Annotated in this window: 15 protein-coding genes and 1 pseudogene; 9 read left to right on the forward strand and 7 right to left on the reverse strand. The window is 59.5% G+C overall.

All coding sequences use genetic code 11. From position 1 onward, the window contains the following. Nucleotides 1–215: 215 nt before the first annotated feature. Entirely contained in the window at nucleotides 216–470 is a 255-nt protein-coding gene (locus AC56QX_RS14795; protein ID WP_497116926.1) for a TOBE domain-containing protein, read from the reverse strand. A 7-nt stretch (nucleotides 471–477) separates the two neighbouring features. Here AC56QX_RS14795 and AC56QX_RS14800 point away from each other — a divergent pair, with 7 nt between their 5' ends. Beyond that, the gene (locus AC56QX_RS14800; RefSeq protein WP_497116928.1) at nucleotides 478–660 is read left to right on the forward strand and encodes a hypothetical protein; all 183 of its coding nucleotides are present in this window, start codon (nucleotides 478–480) and stop codon (nucleotides 658–660) included. Between the two features lie 116 nt (nucleotides 661–776). On the opposite strand, the gene AC56QX_RS14805 is transcribed toward AC56QX_RS14800, so the two are convergent. Genes AC56QX_RS14805 through AC56QX_RS14820 form a run of 4 tightly spaced genes read right to left on the reverse strand, consistent with a single transcriptional unit; the run spans nucleotide 777 to nucleotide 6,097 of the window. Beyond that, nucleotides 777–1,847 (reverse strand): adenylate/guanylate cyclase domain-containing protein, encoded by a 1,071-nt coding sequence (locus AC56QX_RS14805; protein ID WP_497116930.1) that lies wholly within the window; start codon nucleotides 1,845–1,847, stop codon nucleotides 777–779. A 3-nt stretch (nucleotides 1,848–1,850) separates the two neighbouring features. Next, nucleotides 1,851–2,345, reverse strand: coding sequence for a Rab family GTPase (locus AC56QX_RS14810; protein WP_497116932.1), 495 nt, complete (start codon nucleotides 2,343–2,345; stop codon nucleotides 1,851–1,853). A gap of 13 nt (nucleotides 2,346–2,358) precedes the next feature. Beyond that, the gene (locus AC56QX_RS14815; protein ID WP_497116934.1) at nucleotides 2,359–5,424 is read right to left on the reverse strand and encodes an OmpA family protein; all 3,066 of its coding nucleotides are present in this window, start codon (nucleotides 5,422–5,424) and stop codon (nucleotides 2,359–2,361) included. 7 nt (nucleotides 5,425–5,431) lie between these two features. Further along, the gene (locus AC56QX_RS14820; protein WP_497116936.1) at nucleotides 5,432–6,097 is read right to left on the reverse strand and encodes a hypothetical protein; all 666 of its coding nucleotides are present in this window, start codon (nucleotides 6,095–6,097) and stop codon (nucleotides 5,432–5,434) included. 160 nt (nucleotides 6,098–6,257) lie between these two features. Here AC56QX_RS14820 and AC56QX_RS14825 point away from each other — a divergent pair, with 160 nt between their 5' ends. Further along, entirely contained in the window at nucleotides 6,258–6,476 is a 219-nt protein-coding gene (locus AC56QX_RS14825; RefSeq protein ID WP_497116937.1) for a hypothetical protein, read from the forward strand. Nucleotides 6,477–6,570: 94 nt separating this feature from the next. Here the strand turns inward: AC56QX_RS14825 and AC56QX_RS14830 are convergent. Further along, a pseudogene (locus tag AC56QX_RS14830) lies at nucleotides 6,571–7,663 on the reverse strand (cyclic nucleotide-gated potassium channel). 206 nt (nucleotides 7,664–7,869) lie between these two features. Here AC56QX_RS14830 and AC56QX_RS14835 point away from each other — a divergent pair. The 4 genes from AC56QX_RS14835 to AC56QX_RS14850 all read left to right on the forward strand — a co-directional run bounded on the left by AC56QX_RS14835 (nucleotide 7,870) and on the right by AC56QX_RS14850 (nucleotide 12,660). Beyond that, nucleotides 7,870–8,448 carry a histidine phosphatase family protein gene (locus AC56QX_RS14835; protein ID WP_497117759.1) on the forward strand — a complete coding sequence of 193 codons (579 nt, stop codon included), beginning with the start codon at nucleotides 7,870–7,872 and terminating at the stop codon, nucleotides 8,446–8,448. Between the two features lie 603 nt (nucleotides 8,449–9,051). Continuing rightward, nucleotides 9,052–10,266 (forward strand): glycosyltransferase family protein, encoded by a 1,215-nt coding sequence (locus AC56QX_RS14840; RefSeq protein WP_497116939.1) that lies wholly within the window; start codon nucleotides 9,052–9,054, stop codon nucleotides 10,264–10,266. Between the two features lies 1 nt (nucleotide 10,267). Then, nucleotides 10,268–11,512: a glycosyltransferase gene (locus AC56QX_RS14845; protein WP_497116941.1), complete on the forward strand. Its 1,245-nt coding sequence runs from the start codon at nucleotides 10,268–10,270 to the stop codon at nucleotides 11,510–11,512. Then, a complete protein-coding gene (locus AC56QX_RS14850) occupies nucleotides 11,509–12,660 on the forward strand; it encodes a glycosyltransferase family protein (protein WP_497116943.1) in 1,152 nt (383 codons plus the stop codon). The genes AC56QX_RS14845 and AC56QX_RS14850 overlap by 4 nt, the downstream gene beginning before the upstream one ends. 37 nt (nucleotides 12,661–12,697) lie before the next feature. On the opposite strand, the gene AC56QX_RS14855 is transcribed toward AC56QX_RS14850, so the two are convergent. Then, nucleotides 12,698–13,369, reverse strand: coding sequence for a class I SAM-dependent methyltransferase (locus AC56QX_RS14855; protein WP_497117761.1), 672 nt, complete (start codon nucleotides 13,367–13,369; stop codon nucleotides 12,698–12,700). Nucleotides 13,370–13,634: 265 nt separating this feature from the next. Here AC56QX_RS14855 and AC56QX_RS14860 point away from each other — a divergent pair, with 265 nt between their 5' ends. Genes AC56QX_RS14860 through AC56QX_RS14870 form a run of 3 tightly spaced genes read left to right on the forward strand, consistent with a single transcriptional unit; the run spans nucleotide 13,635 to nucleotide 17,708 of the window. After that, nucleotides 13,635–16,349, forward strand: a complete 2,715-nt coding sequence (locus AC56QX_RS14860) for an ABC transporter transmembrane domain-containing protein (protein WP_497116945.1) — start codon at nucleotides 13,635–13,637, stop codon at nucleotides 16,347–16,349. A gap of 34 nt (nucleotides 16,350–16,383) precedes the next feature. Beyond that, nucleotides 16,384–16,830 (forward strand): cyclic nucleotide-binding domain-containing protein, encoded by a 447-nt coding sequence (locus tag AC56QX_RS14865; protein WP_497116947.1) that lies wholly within the window; start codon nucleotides 16,384–16,386, stop codon nucleotides 16,828–16,830. Between the two features lie 23 nt (nucleotides 16,831–16,853). Further along, complete coding sequence (locus tag AC56QX_RS14870) at nucleotides 16,854–17,708, forward strand: MBL fold metallo-hydrolase (protein ID WP_497116949.1); 855 nt, start codon at nucleotides 16,854–16,856, stop codon at nucleotides 17,706–17,708. Nucleotides 17,709–17,723: the final 15 nt, after the last annotated feature.

Genomic DNA, 17,723 nt, shown 5'->3' on the forward strand with positions numbered 1-17,723 from the left:
CTACCGGAGAAGAGCCAGGAAGAGGCGAGGTGCATTGAGCAGACGATGATTCCACGGGACGAAATCCCGACGCGGGAGAGGCTTGCGCGACAATGTGCTTCGAGCACGTCAGATTGATCAGCCACCCGCTTCGCGGACTTCATCGAGGCCAGCGGTCATGGGCCGCGCTGAAAGGCCGGACATATGACTGCACCGTTCCCGCGTGATGAAATCGACTAAAAAAGCCCTTGCAACGCGGGCCGTTCCACATATGTGGCGCCGGGAGTCAGGTTCAGCCGCACCAGTTCGTCGTGGCTTTTCTGCGCCTTGAGTTCCAGGCCTTTGTCGCCTTCGAGATGGATGACGGCGGCGGCACCAACAAATTCCTCGCCAACCACTGAGGCTCGCATCGTGTTGCTGGTGCTCGGCTGGCTATTGCTCAGCTGCACCCGGCCGCCCGAGGCAACGAAGGTCGCCTTGTCGCCCTGCACAAGCGCCTTGGCCGGGTTCGGCGCGACGTCAAACTATCCAGCCGACGTGGCGATCCTGACGGCATTGCTGGTGATCTCAGACACCTTGCCGGCGAAGACGTTCGAAGAGCCCAAGAATTCCGCGACGAAGCGCGGCTATCTCTCGAAAGGTCTCTCAGATGGCATTACCGCAGTCGAAGCGAATCGCTGATCGCATTCTCCAACTATCAGTATTACCGCAACCGTCTGATCACGTTCCCATCGACGATCACGCGGTACGCCTGCACCGGGTGATGCGCTCCAGGGTCGGCACCGCCAAGCGGCAAATCAGGCCAGGAGCCGCCACATTCGCACACGACCTGTACCACGCAACTCCGTTTCCGCGAGTGGGTCGCAAGCAAAATCCGGTCCAAGAAGTTTGTGAGTTGCATCCGAAATGCGGATTTCATCGGGCTCCGCGGACGTTTGAATACGTGCGGCGAGATTAACGGTCTCGCCCCACAGGTCGTAGGCAAACCGCCTTTTGCCTATGACGCCCGCGACGATTGGTCCTGAGTTAATTCCAATTCTGAGCCTTAGCCGTTCTCCGGCGAAGCGTTCGTGCTGAACCGCCTCCCGCAGCTCAAGTGCATAGCGCGCGAGGGCTTCTGCATGATCGGATCGCGCGGCGGGCATGCCAGCGACCACCATCACGCAGTCGCCGATTGTCTTGATCTTTTCGCAGCCATATTGGTCCGAGAGCCGATCCGCCGCCTTGAAGAAGTAATTTAAAATAGCGAGCGTCGTCACGGCTCCGACGCTCCGCGCTCTTTCCGTAAAACCGACGATGTCGGCAAAAAGCACACTTACCTCTGCGTGGTTGTCGGCAATTTGTTCGTCTGACTTTAACCGCTCCGCGATCGACGCCGGAAGAATGTTGAGGAGCAGGGTTTCGGCGCGCTGGTATTCACGCTGCAATCCCTCTTGGCTCTCCCTCAACGCCTCGTTCATCGATTGTAGTTTCTCGTTGAGTTGACGCTCCCTCTCTTGCAGGAGCGTCATTTCATAAGCCTTCTGTTGCAGCCGCTGCGTGTTGTCGCGTTCGGCAGTGGCGTCAAGGAAGAGCAGCCACACGCAGGCACCGTCGGCAAAAAGATGAAGGTCCGCGACACGGCCGCTGGGCAGTTCGACCATGGCCATATGATATGGAAGCTCCGGGCAAGGCAGCAAACCTTCCATGAATTCGAGCTGATCGGCAACAGGCTTACCAATGCGAAGAGATGAGAGCCCGTAATGTTTAACGTTACCGCCCTTCGTCGCTATGCAAAGCTGGGCATCAATTTTCACATATGCGATAGAGTGCTCGTTGTAGAAGAAATTGTAGATCCATTTTCCGACTTCTTTTGGCAATCTATGCATGGTCTATTTGGTGACCATCGAAGCAAGTTGACGAAACGCATCATCGACATGTTCACCCGTAAGCGCACTTGTCAGATAGATTTGCCATCCACGTTGCCTCAGTTCGCTAATCTCACTATCCGATATTACCCACTTATCGGCCAAATCGGATTTGTTGAACAGCAATACAAACGGCATAGCGCCGAATTCGGCCTCGACGCGCTCGCGCAGCGTGAGCGCTGCGGCAAGAGTAGCGGCGCGGGTTCCATCGACGACAAGCACGAGCCCGGTCGCACCTCGCACGTGGCTGACGCGGAATGAGCCGATATCGTCTTCGCCGGCCAAATCCCACAAAATCAGATCCACGGTTTTGTCCGGGAGTGCGACACTCTTCTTGTCGATTTTCACGCCCACCGTGGTCAAGTAGGTTTCTGAAAAGATGCTTTGCACAAACCTGCGGACCAGGCTCGTCTTGCCGACAGAGAACCCGCCCAGCATGCAGATCTTTTTTTGCAACATCTTAGGCCCCGCCCTAGTCCAGGTTTACCGTAACCGAAACCCGGCGATTGGTGGAGCTTCCAGTTTGACTATTTTCAGGCACAGCCGGCTCAAAGGTGCCCGCGCCCCGAACCAGCAGCAGTTCCGGAGCGACGCCGCGCTTGTTGAGAAGCGCACGAACTGTCTCCGCGCGGGCGGCGCTGATCGACGCGTTGGCCGTCTCACGGCCCGTGCCGTCCGAATGGCCGGTCAACATGAACCGCGCCGTTACGCCTGACTCGCGGGCTTTTTGGGCGAATTCCTTTATTTGATCCGCCAACCTGTCGAGAACGGGCATCTGCTCTGGTCCCGGCACAACTTTGCCGGAAGAGAAGAAAATATCGGTCGTCTGGATGGCCTCTCGCAAATGATTGAGTTCTGCAAGGTCCAGCTCATGCAGTTGCGAGACATCCAGAACCACTCCGTCCGCCGAAAGTTGTTCGGCGGCGGCCCGCGCCCGGTTGATCCAGTTGGCAGGAGCATCACCCACGACAACGATGCGACCCTGGATGATCGAAAGCATCACCGATTTCGGCGGGGTCAGCGAAGCCTCCAGCCGCTTCACCACGAACTTCGGATCAAGGCTCTGATAGAATTGCCATTGTGAATGAACGCGGGCAGGATCAACCTGCGTTCCGTGCAGCAGAAGTTGCGGGTCGGCGGCAAGGGGGTCTCTCAGGCCGGAAATGTAGAAATGTCCGCCCCTCTCCGTTTGCTGGGCGACGATGATTCCCGGTTGGGCCTCAAGTCGCGACACATAATACTGCCAATGCTCCGCCGCGCGTGCTTCGGGGCTCACATCGCGAACCTTGGAGATATCGAATTCCGGTCCGCCCGCCGAAAGCTGTCGGGCCGCCGCGCGCGCCCGATCTATCCAGGTGTCGGGAGCCTCGCCCTCGGCAACGATGCGATCATCGATGATCGAAAGTCGTACTGTATCCGGCGGATACAGCGACGCCGTCAGCCGCTTCAACACGAACTCCGGCTCAAGGCTCTGATAGAACCGCCACTGCGAATGAACGCGGGCGGGATCGACCTGCGTTCCGGACAACAGCGACTGCGGATCGGCGGCAAGCGGGTCTCTCAGGCCGGCAATATAGAATTGGCCGTCGCGTATCTTCTGTTCCGCAACGATGATGCCCGGCTGGGCTCCCAGTCGCGACACATAGGCCTGCCAATGCTCCGCCGCGCGTGCATCGGGGCTCACATCGCGAACCTTGGAGATATCGAATTCCGGTCCGCCTGCCGAAAGCTGTCGGGCCGCTGCGCGCGCCCGATCTATCCAGGTGTCGGGAGCCTCGCCCTCGGCAACGATGCGATCATTGACGATCGAAAGTCGCACTGTATCCGGCGGAACCAGCGACGCCGTCAGCCGCTTCAACACGAACTCCGGCTCAAGGCTCTGATAGGATTGCCACTGCGAATGAACGCGGGCGGGATCGACCTGCGTTCCGGACAACAGCGACTGCGGGTCGGCGGCAAGCGGGTCTCTCAGGCCGGCAACATAGAATTGGCCCTCGCGCATCTTCTGTTCTGCAACGATGATGCCCGGCTGGGCCCCCAGTCGCGACACATAGGCCTGCCAATGCTCCGCCGCGCGTGCTTCGGGGCTCACATCGCGAACCTTGGAGATATCGAATTCCGGTCCGCCCGCCGAAAGCTGTCGGGCCGCTGCGCGCGCCCGATCTATCCAGGTGTCGGGAGCCTCGCCCTCGGCAACGATGCGATCATTGACGATCGAAAGTCGCACTGTATCCGGCGGAGCCAGCGACGCCGTCAGCCGCTTCAACACGAACTCCGGCTCAAGGCTCTGATAGGATTGCCACTGCGAATGAACGCGGGCGGGATCGACCTGCGTTCCGGACAATAGCGACTGCGGGTCGGCGGCAAGCGGGTCTCTCAGGCCGGCAATATAGAATTGGCCATAGCTTACCTTTTGTTCGGCAACGATGATGCCCGGCTGGGTCTCCAGTCGCGACACATAGGCCTGCCAGCGCTGCCCGGATTGCCAGGAAAGAAAGAACCAGCCGCCTGCCAGAACCAAAAGCAGCAGGGCTGCAACCACTACCAGCCACGGAAACCCCTGGTTTGATTCCTCTTGTTTCAGCTCAACGCACGTCTGCAATTGTGCCTCTACGCCGGCCAACTGCGAACTGTCGCCGTCAAACTCCGCTAGAGCCTGTGAGCACTCCTGATGGATGCGAAGCAACACATCGCGAACTATTTCATGTAATTCCTCTGGTGGATTTCCTCGGATCACCGAAACCAAGGTCGCAAACTGTCCAACTTCTGACCAGAGACGAAGGTCACCAAGGCGGATAGTGTCCAGACTGCTCTGTTCTTTCTCGCTAAATGAGTCTTTCACAAAATCTTGAATTGCACTAAGCATCGAAGAAATAAGCTGAGGATCCTCACTCGTTGCGTTATCGGCAGCTACATGCGATATCAGTAGTCCAGAAGGTCGGCTAATAAGAAAGACATGTTCTACACGATATACAAGAGAATGCTTAAGAACAACCTCAGAAAAGCTGGCACCGGTTCTCCAAGATTCAAATCTCCACTTGAGTCCGTGCCAGGTAAATATATGTCGTAAAGTTTCATTCAGCGACTGAAAGGTCTGGTCGATCTTTTCCCCGATCGACTTGCGAATTGCCGGCAGAAACACCGGGTATAATATATCCGTCAGCGTGCGTGGGCTCTTCTCGATCGACCGCTGCACAGCCCTTTCGACAGCTGGCGCAAGGGCTTCGCCGAGTTGTGCATGAGGCGCTTGTGCGACCGCACTGGAAAGAACGTCGCCCACGGCTGCCGCGAGCTGCTCCGGTTCGTCCAGCAGATGCGTAACTCGTGAAAGCTCCGAAATTTCGCGGCTGACCAGCAACTGGCGCAGTGTTTCCATGCGAGGATCGGCGGTTGGAACTCCGTCGAAACGCGCACGGTAGTCCGGATCAACGTTCCGGGCAATTTCGATCAAAAGACGAGCCAGAGCCTCGCGATCAATCTCTGTATCGTTCGAGGCTGTTCTTTGCGGAAGGCTGATTGGGTCGACGGTCGACGTCAAGGTCCCATCAACTCACTTTCCAGCTACGGTCCGAGTTGCTCTTGCTGCCGACGGGATCCTGATTCAGGCATTTTGCAACCTCGACAAACAGGCCAGCCAAAAGATTTCGGTCGGTCTTGACGTTGCTGAGATCGGCAAACATTTTCTCTATCAGCATCTGAACGCCTTCATTCTTCTGCTTGATTTCCTCACGCAGTAAATGATCGTTTCGATTTATCCGGTCCGCAACGTCGCGCTCAAGCGCGCTCAATTGATCCGACAACGCGCGCACCTGCTTTTCAAGTGCCTGGTTTTGCTCGCGAAGATTCCGATCAATCTCTTTGTCGGCGTCGGCTCGTGAATCTTTTTCGTTCCGCAATTGCCCCGCAAGTGAATCGACCTGCTTCTTTGCATTTGACTCGTACATGTCGAGATTGCGCTTAGCCTCGGATTCGACATCCTTGAAGCGCTGCAAGACCCGTTCTTCAAGCTTGGAAAAGCGGCGGTCATAGTCCTGCATCTGGTTGCCGAACAGCAGATCACGTATCTTGTCGACACCTACAGGGTCGCCGGAGCCCCCGTTTTCGCGAGCCTGGACCCCCATGAAGTTCAGCCCGTTTCCGTCTGCGTTACCTATAACATTTCCGTCCGCCTTCTTTTCTGAAGAAGCGGGATTCGAAGATTCCTTTGCCATGTTTTTGCCCTTCCGTTTGAACACCTGCCACAGTGCAAAACCCCATATATAAGAAAGTGAGCATGTCAGCAAAATACGCGGCTCGCAAGCCGGTATCGTCTTGACTTGAGTCGATTCCTGAGGCAGCCGAGCGCGGCATCGCCGACTCAGCAATGGAAGTTTGGGGCGACGCCATTTCAAAAGCGGCAGCCGCGACTGGTCGGGGATCAAAGGCGGTAAGCGCGTTCGTCGAAGCGGTGACGCCCCGCAATCTCCGCGTTCATGGCATCAGGCTTTCAACCGCAAGGCGATCAACCGAATAACGACAGCGGCAGGGCGCAGTTTCGCGCTCAAGGAAGGCGATCCGATCAAGCTCGATAAGAACCGCTTCATCAACTAAACGGCAACGCCGCGGGCGTTTGCGCGCGCACTCGCGGATGGCGTGAGGAGCCTTCCAGACGTCAAGAAGGGGTCGTGGCGCCACTGAGGCGGCCTCAGGGCTCCAAGTCGGTAGACGGACTGTTGCGTTGTGCCGCGCCGCGCCGCTCGAGCGCGGTCTTGCGGATGATTTCCGCGATCTCCGGGCTGCTGCCGCACAGCATCTGGAAATCCGCCGAGTGCAGCGACAGGAGTGAGACCACCGTTGCGGCGCTGACGGTCGCCGAACGCGGTTCGCCGTTGATCAGCGCCATCTCGCCGAAGAAGGCGCCAGGGCCAAGCTCCACCGGATTCGGCGTCGCGACGCTGACGCGCCCCTCCACGACGAAGAACATCTGATCACCGGCCTCGCCAATGCGGCAGATCACGGCGCCCGCCGGCACCGTGCGAGCTCTTAACGCGCGCACGATCTCGATCAGCACGGCCGGGCCGAGCTTCTGAAACAACGGCACGGCGGCGACCAATTGCCAATTGCGGACGAAATCCCCGCGACGGACTTCTTGATAGAAGCCCGTGGCAAGAATGCCGGCCCAGAGTCCGAAGACGCCGATGCCACTCATCATGACCGCCCCGGCAAGGACGCGGCCGGCGAAGCTTTGCGGGATAGTGTCCCCATAGCCGGTGGTGGACAGCGTGACCACCGCCCACCACATTGCCTGGGGGATGCTGCCGAACTTTTCCGGTTGGATGTCGCGCTCGATGACATAGGCCGCGAGCGCGACAGCGAACAGAACGACGCCGAAGAGCGTGGTGACGCCGATCAGATTGCGCGCTTCGTTGGCCAGGACCCTGCCCAGCACCGGGAAGAAAGTCGAGTCGCGCAGCGGTTTCAGCAGCCAGACAGCACAGTAGAGGCTCCGGTCAGGCGTGCCGACAAGTAGAAATGCCGCGAGTGGAACCAAGACCGCGAGCACATCGATAGCGATTTCGGGGCGTCCTGTTCCGTACGTCTTCCGCCCGGCGCTTGAGCAGCGTCGCGGCCAGTTGCAGGAGATAGGCGCCCCAGATGACAGCGAGCAGGGCAGCCAGAGCCAGTCTGCTTCGTCCGGACATGTCCGGTATCGTGAGCGCAGCCACCGCCAGAAGCCCAGGCGCAGCCAGCACCGCGTTGAGCGGCGTGTAAATTCTTAAGAAAGGCAGTACCGACATTCTATGCCCACGCTATGCCCACGAGCGGCTATACCCTCCAAAATAGGATGCCTTCAAGGCAAGCGTAAAGGTGCTTACTGTCGCTGCGATGTGCATCACCAACGGTGAAGGGCAAGCCATAATGTTCTCTGATTGTTCCTCGACTTGGCCAAAATCACAGCTTCGGGCCGATTAGGCCAAATATGGTCAAACGCCTACTCTTCGCAATGCGTCACGGAGAAACCCGGTGGAATACCGAGGGGCGCTTTCAGGGCCGCAGCGACCATTCCTTGGCGGCTCCCGGGCGGCGGCAGGCCACGGAAAACGGCGGCAGGCTGAAGGCTCATTTGGAACGTCTCGGCGTGAAACCTGCCCGGATCGCGGCCTATACGTCGCCGCTCAAGCGGGCGCGGGAGACGATTGCCATGGCGGCTTTGGAAGTGGGGATTGCCGAAAGCCAGGTCAACATCGACGTTCGTCTCGCGGAAGCCTCGTTCGGCCGCTGGGAGGGGATGACCACGCTGGAGGTAAAGGAGCGTTTTCCCGTCGAGCGCCGCCGACGCAAGGCGGACCGCTGGAATTTCGACTCCCATGATGGTGACAGCTACGCCGATCTGGCGCGTTTAATGGAAAGCTTCCTGGCCGATCTCGATCCGGGGCAGCCGGTACTCGTCGTGTCGCATACCGGGAACATAAGGGTAATGGCCTTCATGCTCGCCGGCCTGACACGGGACGAGGCGATGGCGCTTGCCGTCCCCCATGACGCGGTGCTTCACTTGGACGGGCGCCGATTTACATGGATTTGAATTTGCGAATGCATTTGCCCTGAAGCTCGATCGTCAGGATGGCAAGCGCCTTACACAGGAAGCGTTTGGCCGCTGGAACTCGATCCCTCCTGGATGTATCGCCGGAAATACGTCAGATTTTCCCGCTGCTCCTTTGTCGCCAGCAGCCAATCAGAACCTATCTTCTGAAAATCGACAGCTTGCCGACAACCGAGGTCCAATTGACAACCGAGGTCCAATTGGTGATGTGGCGTCGATAGTCAACAAGCCGCAGATAATCCTATGCCTTTCCACGCTAAAATAGCCCTTTCGCCGAATTTCGCAGGTCGTTACCCTACTCCCGGCGCCACTTTCAGCCACGAGGCGCTGTCACGCGGCGGCTCGAATAGCCTGACCTCGAAGTGATTAATGAGCTTGGACGACATTGTCGAAAGTCGTATAGCGGACGACGATCAGCCTGAAGACACAGTCAGGAGAGCGTCATCCTTGGACCCTCCTGGGTAATACAAATTGAAAATTGCGGCCTCATGTTTCAAAAGAGGTCGGTAGACCCTGCAAGGACGGTTTCGAAGCCTGCGGGGTCACCCACGGTCCTCAAGGCGAGAATTCTAAAAGACGTTCAAAATGACCCAGCACGTACACAATGCTCGAATTCTCATGTACAGCCACGACACGTTCGGGCTCGGCCACTTGCAGCGCTGCCGGACGATCGCGCATTCGCTGGTCGAGGATTTCCGCGGACTTCAGGTGCTTATCATCTCGGGTGCGACCATCGCTGGCGCCTTCGACTACCGCGCCCGTGTCGACTTCGTGAAGATCCCCAGCGTCATCAAGCTGCGCAACGGCGAATACACCTCGCTGGAAAAGGATATCGATCTGCATGAGACGCTAAGGATGCGCCAGTCAATCATCCGCCACACAGCCGAGACCTTCGGGCCGGATATCTTCATCGTCGACAAGGAACCACTCGGCCTGCGCGGCGAGATCGAGGACACGCTGTCCTACCTCAAGACGCGGGGCACCACGCTCGTGCTTGGCCTGCGCGAGGTGATGGACGCGCCGCATCTGCTCGAAGCAGAGTGGGCACGTAGGGATGTGATGCGCAAGATAGGCCTGTTCTACGACAAGGTCTGGGCCTATGGCCCGCCGGATTTCTACGATCCGTTGACCGGCATGGATGTGCCGCCGGCAGTCAGGGCAAAGATGAAGTTCGTCGGTTTCCTGCAACGCAGCCTGCAGAAGAACGAGTTGCCCGGCCACCGGCCCGAGGGCGACTATATCCTCGTTACCACCGGTGGTGGCGGTGACGGCGCCGAACTGATCCACGACGTCATCGATGCCTATCAGCAGGATCCGCAATTGCAGCACAGGGCGCTGATCGTGCTTGGGCCTTACATGCCGGCGCGCAAGCGCAACAAGCTGCTCAAGAAGGGGTCCAAGATCCCCTATATCAAGATCATCGAGTTCGACAACCGCATGGAAGACCTGATTGCCGGCGCCAAGGCGGTGGTGGCGATGGGCGGTTATAACACCTATTGCGAGATACTGTCTTTCGACAAGCCGGCGCTGATCGTGCCGCGCGTCAAGCCCCGCGAGGAACAACTGATCCGCGCGCGGCGTGCAGCTGAACTAGGCCTCATCGAGATGCTTTTGCCGGAGGAAGCCGAGGATTCCCAGCGGTTTGCCGATGCACTGAAGGTTCTGCCGGACCGGCCTCGCCCATCGCAGAGCAATCCGCATCTAACGCTGGAAGGGCTGCCTCATATTTCCGAAATCGTTGCAGAACTGCTCGACCGGCGGGCCGGTCATCACCTTTCGGTCATTGAAGGCATGAACTGAGTTGCAACATCGCAAGATCGTCGTGGTTCTGAAGGGCTATCCGCGGCTGTCGGAAACCTTCATCGCTCAGGAACTGCTCGGTCTGGAGCGTGCGGGGTTCGACCTGATACTCTTCGCGCTCAGGCGGCCGACCGACGCAAGACGCCACCCCGTGCATGACGAGATCAAAGCGCCCGTCCATTATCTGCCGGAATATCTGCATGAAGAGCCGTTGCGCGTGGTTCGCTCGCTGTTTGCTTGTCTGCTGCGGCCGGGCTTCTGGCGCGCTCTCGGATCGCTGGCGGCCGATATCCCCCGCGACTTTACGCGCAATCGCGTGCGCCGCTTCGGGCAAGCGCTCGTGCTGGCCGCCGAATGGCCGGAAGACGCGGGTTGGCTGCATGCACATTTCGCGCACACGCCGGCATCGGTCACGCGCTATGCCAGCCAGCTTCGTGGCCTGCCCTGGAGCTGCTCGGCCCATGCCAAGGACATCTGGACTTCGGCGGACTGGGATCTGGTTGGCAAGCTTGCCTCGGCGCGCTGGACGGTCACTTGCACGAAAGTCGGTTTCGACCGTCTGAAAAAACTCGCTAACGGCAACTCGTCTGTGCATCTGAGCTATCATGGGCTCGACCTTGATCGCTTCGGCAGTTTCGGCGAGACGCGGAAACAGCATGACGGCTCGGCGCAGGACGAACCGGTTGTCGTTCTGAGTGTCGGGCGCGCCGTTGAAAAGAAAGGTTACGATACCTTGCTGGAGGCCCTTGCCCTCTTGCCTGGTGATTTGGCGTGGCGTTTCGAGCATATCGGCGCCGGCGAGGAACTGGAAAGGCTCAAGGCGCTGGCGCGAAAGCTCGGACTGGATGGTCGCGTCTCTTGGAAAGGCGCGCTTGCGCAGGAGGAGGTGCTTGAGCACTACCGCTGCGCCGACATCTTCGCCCTGGCCTGCAGGATCACCGCAAATGGCGACCGGGACGGTCTGCCGAATGTTCTGGTGGAGGCGGCTAGCCAGCGGCTTGCCTGCTTGTCGACCGATATTTCCGGCGTGCCGGAGCTTCTATCGCCAGATGAAACCGGGCTGCTGGTTCCCACGGAAAACCCGATTGCCCTGGCACGGGCGCTGGAGCGCCTGATCCGTGATCCCGTGCTGCGCGCCCGCCTCGGCGACGCCGCAGAGCGGCGCGTGCGCGGCAATTTCGATCATGTGGCAAGCATTGGACAGCTCAAGGACCTGTTCGAGCGGGAGTGGCGGGCCGCCGAATGAAGCGGCTGCGCGCTTTCTTCTATGTCCAGCACCTGCTCGGCATTGGCCATCTCGCGCGCGCCAGCCGCATTGCGGCTGCTCTGGCCGATGACGGGTTTGACGTAACCGTCGTGACCGGCGGAGCGCCGATCGCGGGGTTTCCGGGACCGGGTGTAAAATCTGTAACTTTGCCGCCTGTCACCTCCGGAGATGAAGGATTTTCCGGGCTTGTCGACCTGCAGGGCAAACCCATCGACGATGATTTCAAGAAATCGCGCTCCGAGATGTTGCTGCAAGCATTTCGGGATTGCAGGCCTGATATCGTCATTGTCGAGGCGTTTCCCTTTGGGCGCCGGCAGATGCGTTTCGAACTCTTGCCGCTGATCGAGGCCATCGAGGCGACGTCGCCCAGACCGCTTTTGGCGACGTCCGTGCGCGACATCCTTCAGGAGCGCGTCAAGCCGGGCCGAGACGAGGAAACGGTCGATCTCGTCAACAGGCATTTCGACCTTGTCATGGTCCATGGCGATCCGGCTTTCGCAACCATCGACAAAACCTTTCCACCGGCAGGGGCGATCAGGGCCGAGGTCGCCTACACAGGGCTCGTTGCCGCACCGCGGTCGCCCGCGGCCTCCGAGCGCTTCGACGTCCTGGTGTCGGTTGGCGGCGGGGCTGCGGGAAAGAGCCTTGTCCGGTCCACCATCGCAGCGGCGCGCAATGCCGACAACGCCTGGAAATGGTGTCTGATCACCGGCCCGAACCTGCCGAAAGACGAGTTTGACGCGATTGCAGGCGATGCCACCCCGGGCCTGTCCATCTTCCGGTTCCGAGAGGATTTCGCCAGCCTGCTGGCTGGCGCCCGGCTTTCGGTCTCGCAGGCGGGCTACAACACGGTCTGCGATATCCTGCGCGCGGGGTGTCGCTCGCTGCTCGTTCCCTTTGCAGCCGGCGGGGAAACCGAACAGACGGTTCGCGCCCTGATGCTCGAAGAGCTCGGTCTTGCAACGGTGCTGACGGAAAATGACCTGACGCCTGAAGGTCTGGCGCAAGCGGTCAAACAGGCGCTTGCGGGGCCGGCGCCAACCTCGCATGGTCTCGATCTGGAAGGCGCGCGTCGCTCGGCGCATATTCTGCGCGACCGGTATCGAACCTGGTCGCCGAGATCCTGACGCGGGCCGCGTCTGGGTTCGATTCGCGCAACACGCTTCAAACAGTTCCGATCAGCATGAAGCGCGTGTATTTTTTTGTCGGCAGTTCGCCGGCGAAGCTGATCTCCCGCAGCGCCGCCATGGCTTCGAAGGCTGCAAGTGAAGGCACGCAGTTGATGTGCGTCGGCTCGCTGAAATAATCGTTCGATTGCAGCAGCACATTCGTGCCTCGCGGAAGCAGGGCAAGCCAGGCGTTGAGATCGGCTATGTGTTCGCAGCTCGTATTGACCACCAGGTCGGGCCGCCCGGCCGCATAGTCTAGTGCGTACATATCTTCCGTCAGCGCCCGGAAGCGGTCGCCGGCTTCCCGGTTGAGGGTCCGTGCGACCGGCCCGACTTCGGGATCGATGTCGATGCTGTCGATCGCCGCGATGTCGAAACGGGCATCGTTGAAAAGCATTGCCGGCAATACGCCGTACCATCCACCCAGAACCCAGATGCGACCGAACCGGCCGCCGCGGCTTTCGAACAGCTTGTCAAGCGCCCACATCTTGCAGGCGACCTGCTTGTGGTTGAAGGCGTTGGCGATATCGGCCTGCGGATGCTTGGCGATGACGCGCGCCAGCGCTGCCACGAGGGGGTGGTTGACATAGGCAGCAATTCCCCGTGTGAGGTCCAGGGCTTGCTCGTGCCCGTCCATGCCGGCATTGCGTGGTTGCGTGACATCCATCATATTCGTCTTCTAGGGTGGGATTTCGGGCGACACAACGCAATCTTGCCCATTGCAAGGCTGTTTGATCCGCGGACATGATTATGCTGTTAGCCACTTCGCCATTGCCCGGAGAGAGCCGGTTGCATCGGTCCGGACCGATGGTGTCCTGCATGAATTGCGGGTTCGAGTTTGTCGTTGGCGACGAAGACATTGCCGATACGCCCTTCGCCGGCAGGTGCCTTTGCATCCTGCATCCTGCCAACTGAAGGACCTACAGTCGCATATGGAACCCAGCCTAGCCCGCTATATCTGGAAGCACACCAGGAAGCAGCAGATCTGGATATTGATGATCGTCTTGCTTTCGATGATCCCGTACTTCATGTCCTTCGACCTGCCGAAGCTGATCGTCAACGGCCCGATCCAGGGCAAGGGGTTCGAGCAACCGGGCGCGACCCTGCCATTCATGAGGCTGCACTATGATCTGCCGTTCATTGGCGAGGTCCAGTTCTTCTCCGGTTTTCAACTCGACCGCTCGGCGACTCTGCTTGCCCTGAGCCTTGTGTTCCTCTTGCTGGTCGTCATCAACGGCCTGTTCAAACTCTACATCAACACCTACAAGGGCCGCCTCGGCGAACGCATGCTGCGGCGTATCCGCTTCGATCTGATCGATCGTGTGCTGCGGTTTCCGCCGATTTACTTCAAGCGGGTGAAATCGGCCGAAGTGGCGACCATGGTGAAGGACGAGGTGGAGCCGCTGGGCGGCTTTATCGGCGATGCCTTCCTGCAGCCGGTGCTGCTCGGCGGCCAGGCGCTGACAGCCATGTTGTTCATCATGGTCCAGAACGTCTGGCTCGGAATGATAGCGATGGTGATCGTGGCGATCCAGATCGTGCTTATTCCGCGAATGCGGCGGCGGCTGATCGTGCTCGGGCGCCAACGGCAATTGACGGCGCGCGCGCTTTCGGGCCGGGTTGGCGAAATCGTCGACGGCATCGGCGCGGTTCACGTCCACGACACGTCAAACTACGAGCGCGCCGATATAGCTGCCCGGCTCGGGCTCATCTTCAAGATCCGCTTCGATCTTTACCAATGGAAATTCATGGTAAAGTTCCTCAACAATTTTCTCGCGCAGCTCACGCCCTTTCTGTTCTACATGATCGGTGGGTATCTGGTCATCGGGGGCCGGCTGGACGTCGGCCAGCTCGTGGCCGTGATCGGCGCCTACAAGGACCTGCCCGGACCGATGAAGGAACTGATCGACTGGGATCAGGATCGGCAGGACGTCCAGGTCAAATATCAGCAGGTCGTTGAACAGTTCACCGTCGAGGATCTCATTGCGCCGGGAATCGGAGCACTGACGGTCGACGATCCCGGTCCGATGACAAACCCTCTGTCGGCCATCGGTCTGTCCATAGCAGACGATGGCGGTGCAATGCTCCTCAACCGTATCTCCATGCAGGTCAAGCCGGGTGAGACGGTGGCGCTGGTCAGCACCTCAACAGGTGGAGCGGAGGCGCTGGCAGAAGCTTTCGCGCGGCTGAACTGGCCGGAAAGCGGAAAGGTCGCTTCGGGCGCCGATGATCTGCTTGAACTCCCCGAAGCAGTGACCGGCCGGCGGATGTCCTACGCCTCGTCGGATGTTTTCCTGTTCCACGCAAGCCTGCGCGATAACCTGCTCTACGGGCTGAAGCATGCGCCGCTGACATCGGTGACTTATGACGGCGCAGCGGCGGACCAGCAGCGCTGGAACATCGACGAGGCGCGCCGGTCGGGCAATCCGGATTTCGATACCCACAGCGACTGGATCGACTATGCTTCCGCTGGTGCTACCGGCCCGCACGACCTCTTTGAAGCGGTGCGCCGGGTGCTCGACGCGGTTCTTCTGTCGCGCGACATTCTGGATCTTGGCTTGCGCTCTTCGGCCGACCTCACGCGTCACACGAAGCTTGCCGGGCGGATCGTCGAACTGCGTGCTGCGCTGCGAACCCGGCTGGAACAGGAAGGGTTGCGCGAGCTGGTGGTTCCTTTCGAGCCGGGCGCTTACAACACGGAAGCGACGATCGGCCAGAACCTGCTCTTCGGCGCTGCCGCCGGTTCCGAACTGGCCGACAAGGCACTGGCGGCCAATCCCTATTTTGCTTCCGTGCTGAAGCAAGCCGGCCTCGACCGCACGCTCTACGAAATGGGCATGGAGATCGCCGAACAGGCGATCGAGCTGTTTGCCGACCTGCCGCCCGATCACCAGTTCTTCCAGCAGCTCGCCTTCATGAGCGCCGAGGAGATCCCCGCCTACGAGACCTTGCTGCAGCGGCTCAAGAACCGTCCCTACGAGGCGGTTTCGGAGGCCGACCGGGCCATGATCATCACCTTGAGCTTTGCCTATATCGAGCCCCGGCACCGCTTCGGCCTGCTGACCGAGGAGCTGATGAGCAAGATCGTCGCTGCACGCAACCAGTTCTATGAACACCTGCCGTCCGAGCTGCAAAACGCGATCGAGCGGTATGATCCTGCCAAATACATTGCCGCGGCCACCGTCATGGATAACGTCCTGTTCGGGCGTGTGGGCAACAACCATCCCGACGCGCCGGACCGCATACGCTCCATCGTCTATGACATTCTTGACGAGCTGGGGCTTTACGCCGAGCTTCTGGATGTCGGCCTGGACTTCAACGTCGGCGCCGGCGGCAGGCGGCTGACCGGTGGACAGCGACAGAAGCTCGATGTTGCCCGGGCCCTGCTCAAGCGTCCCGATTTTCTCATTCTCAACCGACCGCTGTCGGCGCTCGACCAGCGCATTCAGGACAAGGTGCTGCGAAACGTGCTCGAGGAAGCCAGACGCGACGACTATGCGCCGGCTATTGTGTGGGTCGTGACGAGTCCGGCAATGGCGATGATGTTCGATCGCGTTATCGTCTTTGACTCAGGCCAATTGGTGGAGGACGGTACGCACGAGACACTTTTGGAAGGGAACGGTATCTTCAAGGAACTTCTGTCATAGTCTGGCAGACGCGAATTTAGGAAGGTTTGCGACAATGCTGCTCAAGGATGAAGTTGGAATGCTGCAACGCGTTCCCTTGTTCTCTGGCATCGAGCCGGCAAAGCTCAAGCTGCTCGCGTTCACATCCGATCGCGTGAGCTACAGCGCCGGCCAGATCCTCTTCCGGCAGGGCGACGAGGCAGACGCCGCCTATGTCATCCTTTCGGGCAGGGCGGATATTTTGGTGGATTCCGACAGCGGGCCGATAAAAGTTGCCGAACTGCTGCCAAATTCGATCGTCGGCGAGATCGCCATATTGTGCAACAGCTCCCGCACTGCCACCGTCAGAGCGACAAGTGATCTGGAGGCCTTGAGAATCCGCAAGGATCATTTCCTGAGGCTTATGAAGGAGTTCCCGGAAATGACCATCGAGATATTGCGGGTTCTTGCCGATCGGCTGAGCCATACGACCGCGGATCTGATCGACGCACGAACCGCCTAGAGCTACGATGGGCGAAAAGTAGCATGGGCGACGATTTTTTCCAGGTCAGATTTTGGGGCGTGCGCGGCAGCATTGCGGTATCCGGGCCAGAATTCGTTCGCTATGGCGGCAACACAAACAGCATCGAGATGCGATGCGGCAAGCATACGCTTCTGTTCGACGCTGGCTCGGGCTTGCGGCCTGCCGGCAGGGCGTTTCAGGCGGCGGATATGACCGATTTCGACCTGCTTTTCACCCATTGCCACTACGATCACATCATCGGGCTGCCGGCTTTTGCGCCGATCTTTGACCCGAGCGTCAAACTTACGGTTTGGTCCGGGCATCTTGCAGGACGCATGACGACCCGGCAGATGATCGATGAGTTCATACGGCCGCCGTGGTTTCCGGTGAAAATGGACGTCTGCAAGGCAAAGCTCGACTGCCGCGATTTCGTGTCCGGAGACGTGCTTCGGCCGCGCGAAGGGGTGGTGGTTCGGACCGGCAGTCTAACCCATCCGGGCGGCTGCATAGGCTACCGGGTCGAATGGGGCGGTCGCGTCGTGGCGGTGATCACAGACACCGAGCACGAGCCGGACAAACTCGATCAGTCGGTGCTCGGCCTGATCAAAGATGCCGACCTCGTCATTTACGATTGCACCTACACCGAGAAGGAAATGGAACGCCGTCGCGGGAACGGGCACTCGACATGGCAACAGGGCGTCAAGCTCTGTGAGGCGGCCGGTGCGCGAGGGCTCGCGCTGTTTCACCACGATCCGGCACGCACCGACGAGCAACTGGACGCGATGGAGAAACTGGCCAAGGACAGGTTTGCCGGCGCTTTTGCTGCGCGGGATGGCCTTACGCTCCAATTCCCGGTCTCATTGCCCAAAAAGCGCTGAGCTATTTTCCTCTCC

Source organism: Mesorhizobium sp. RCAM 06353, from assembly GCF_059683585.1.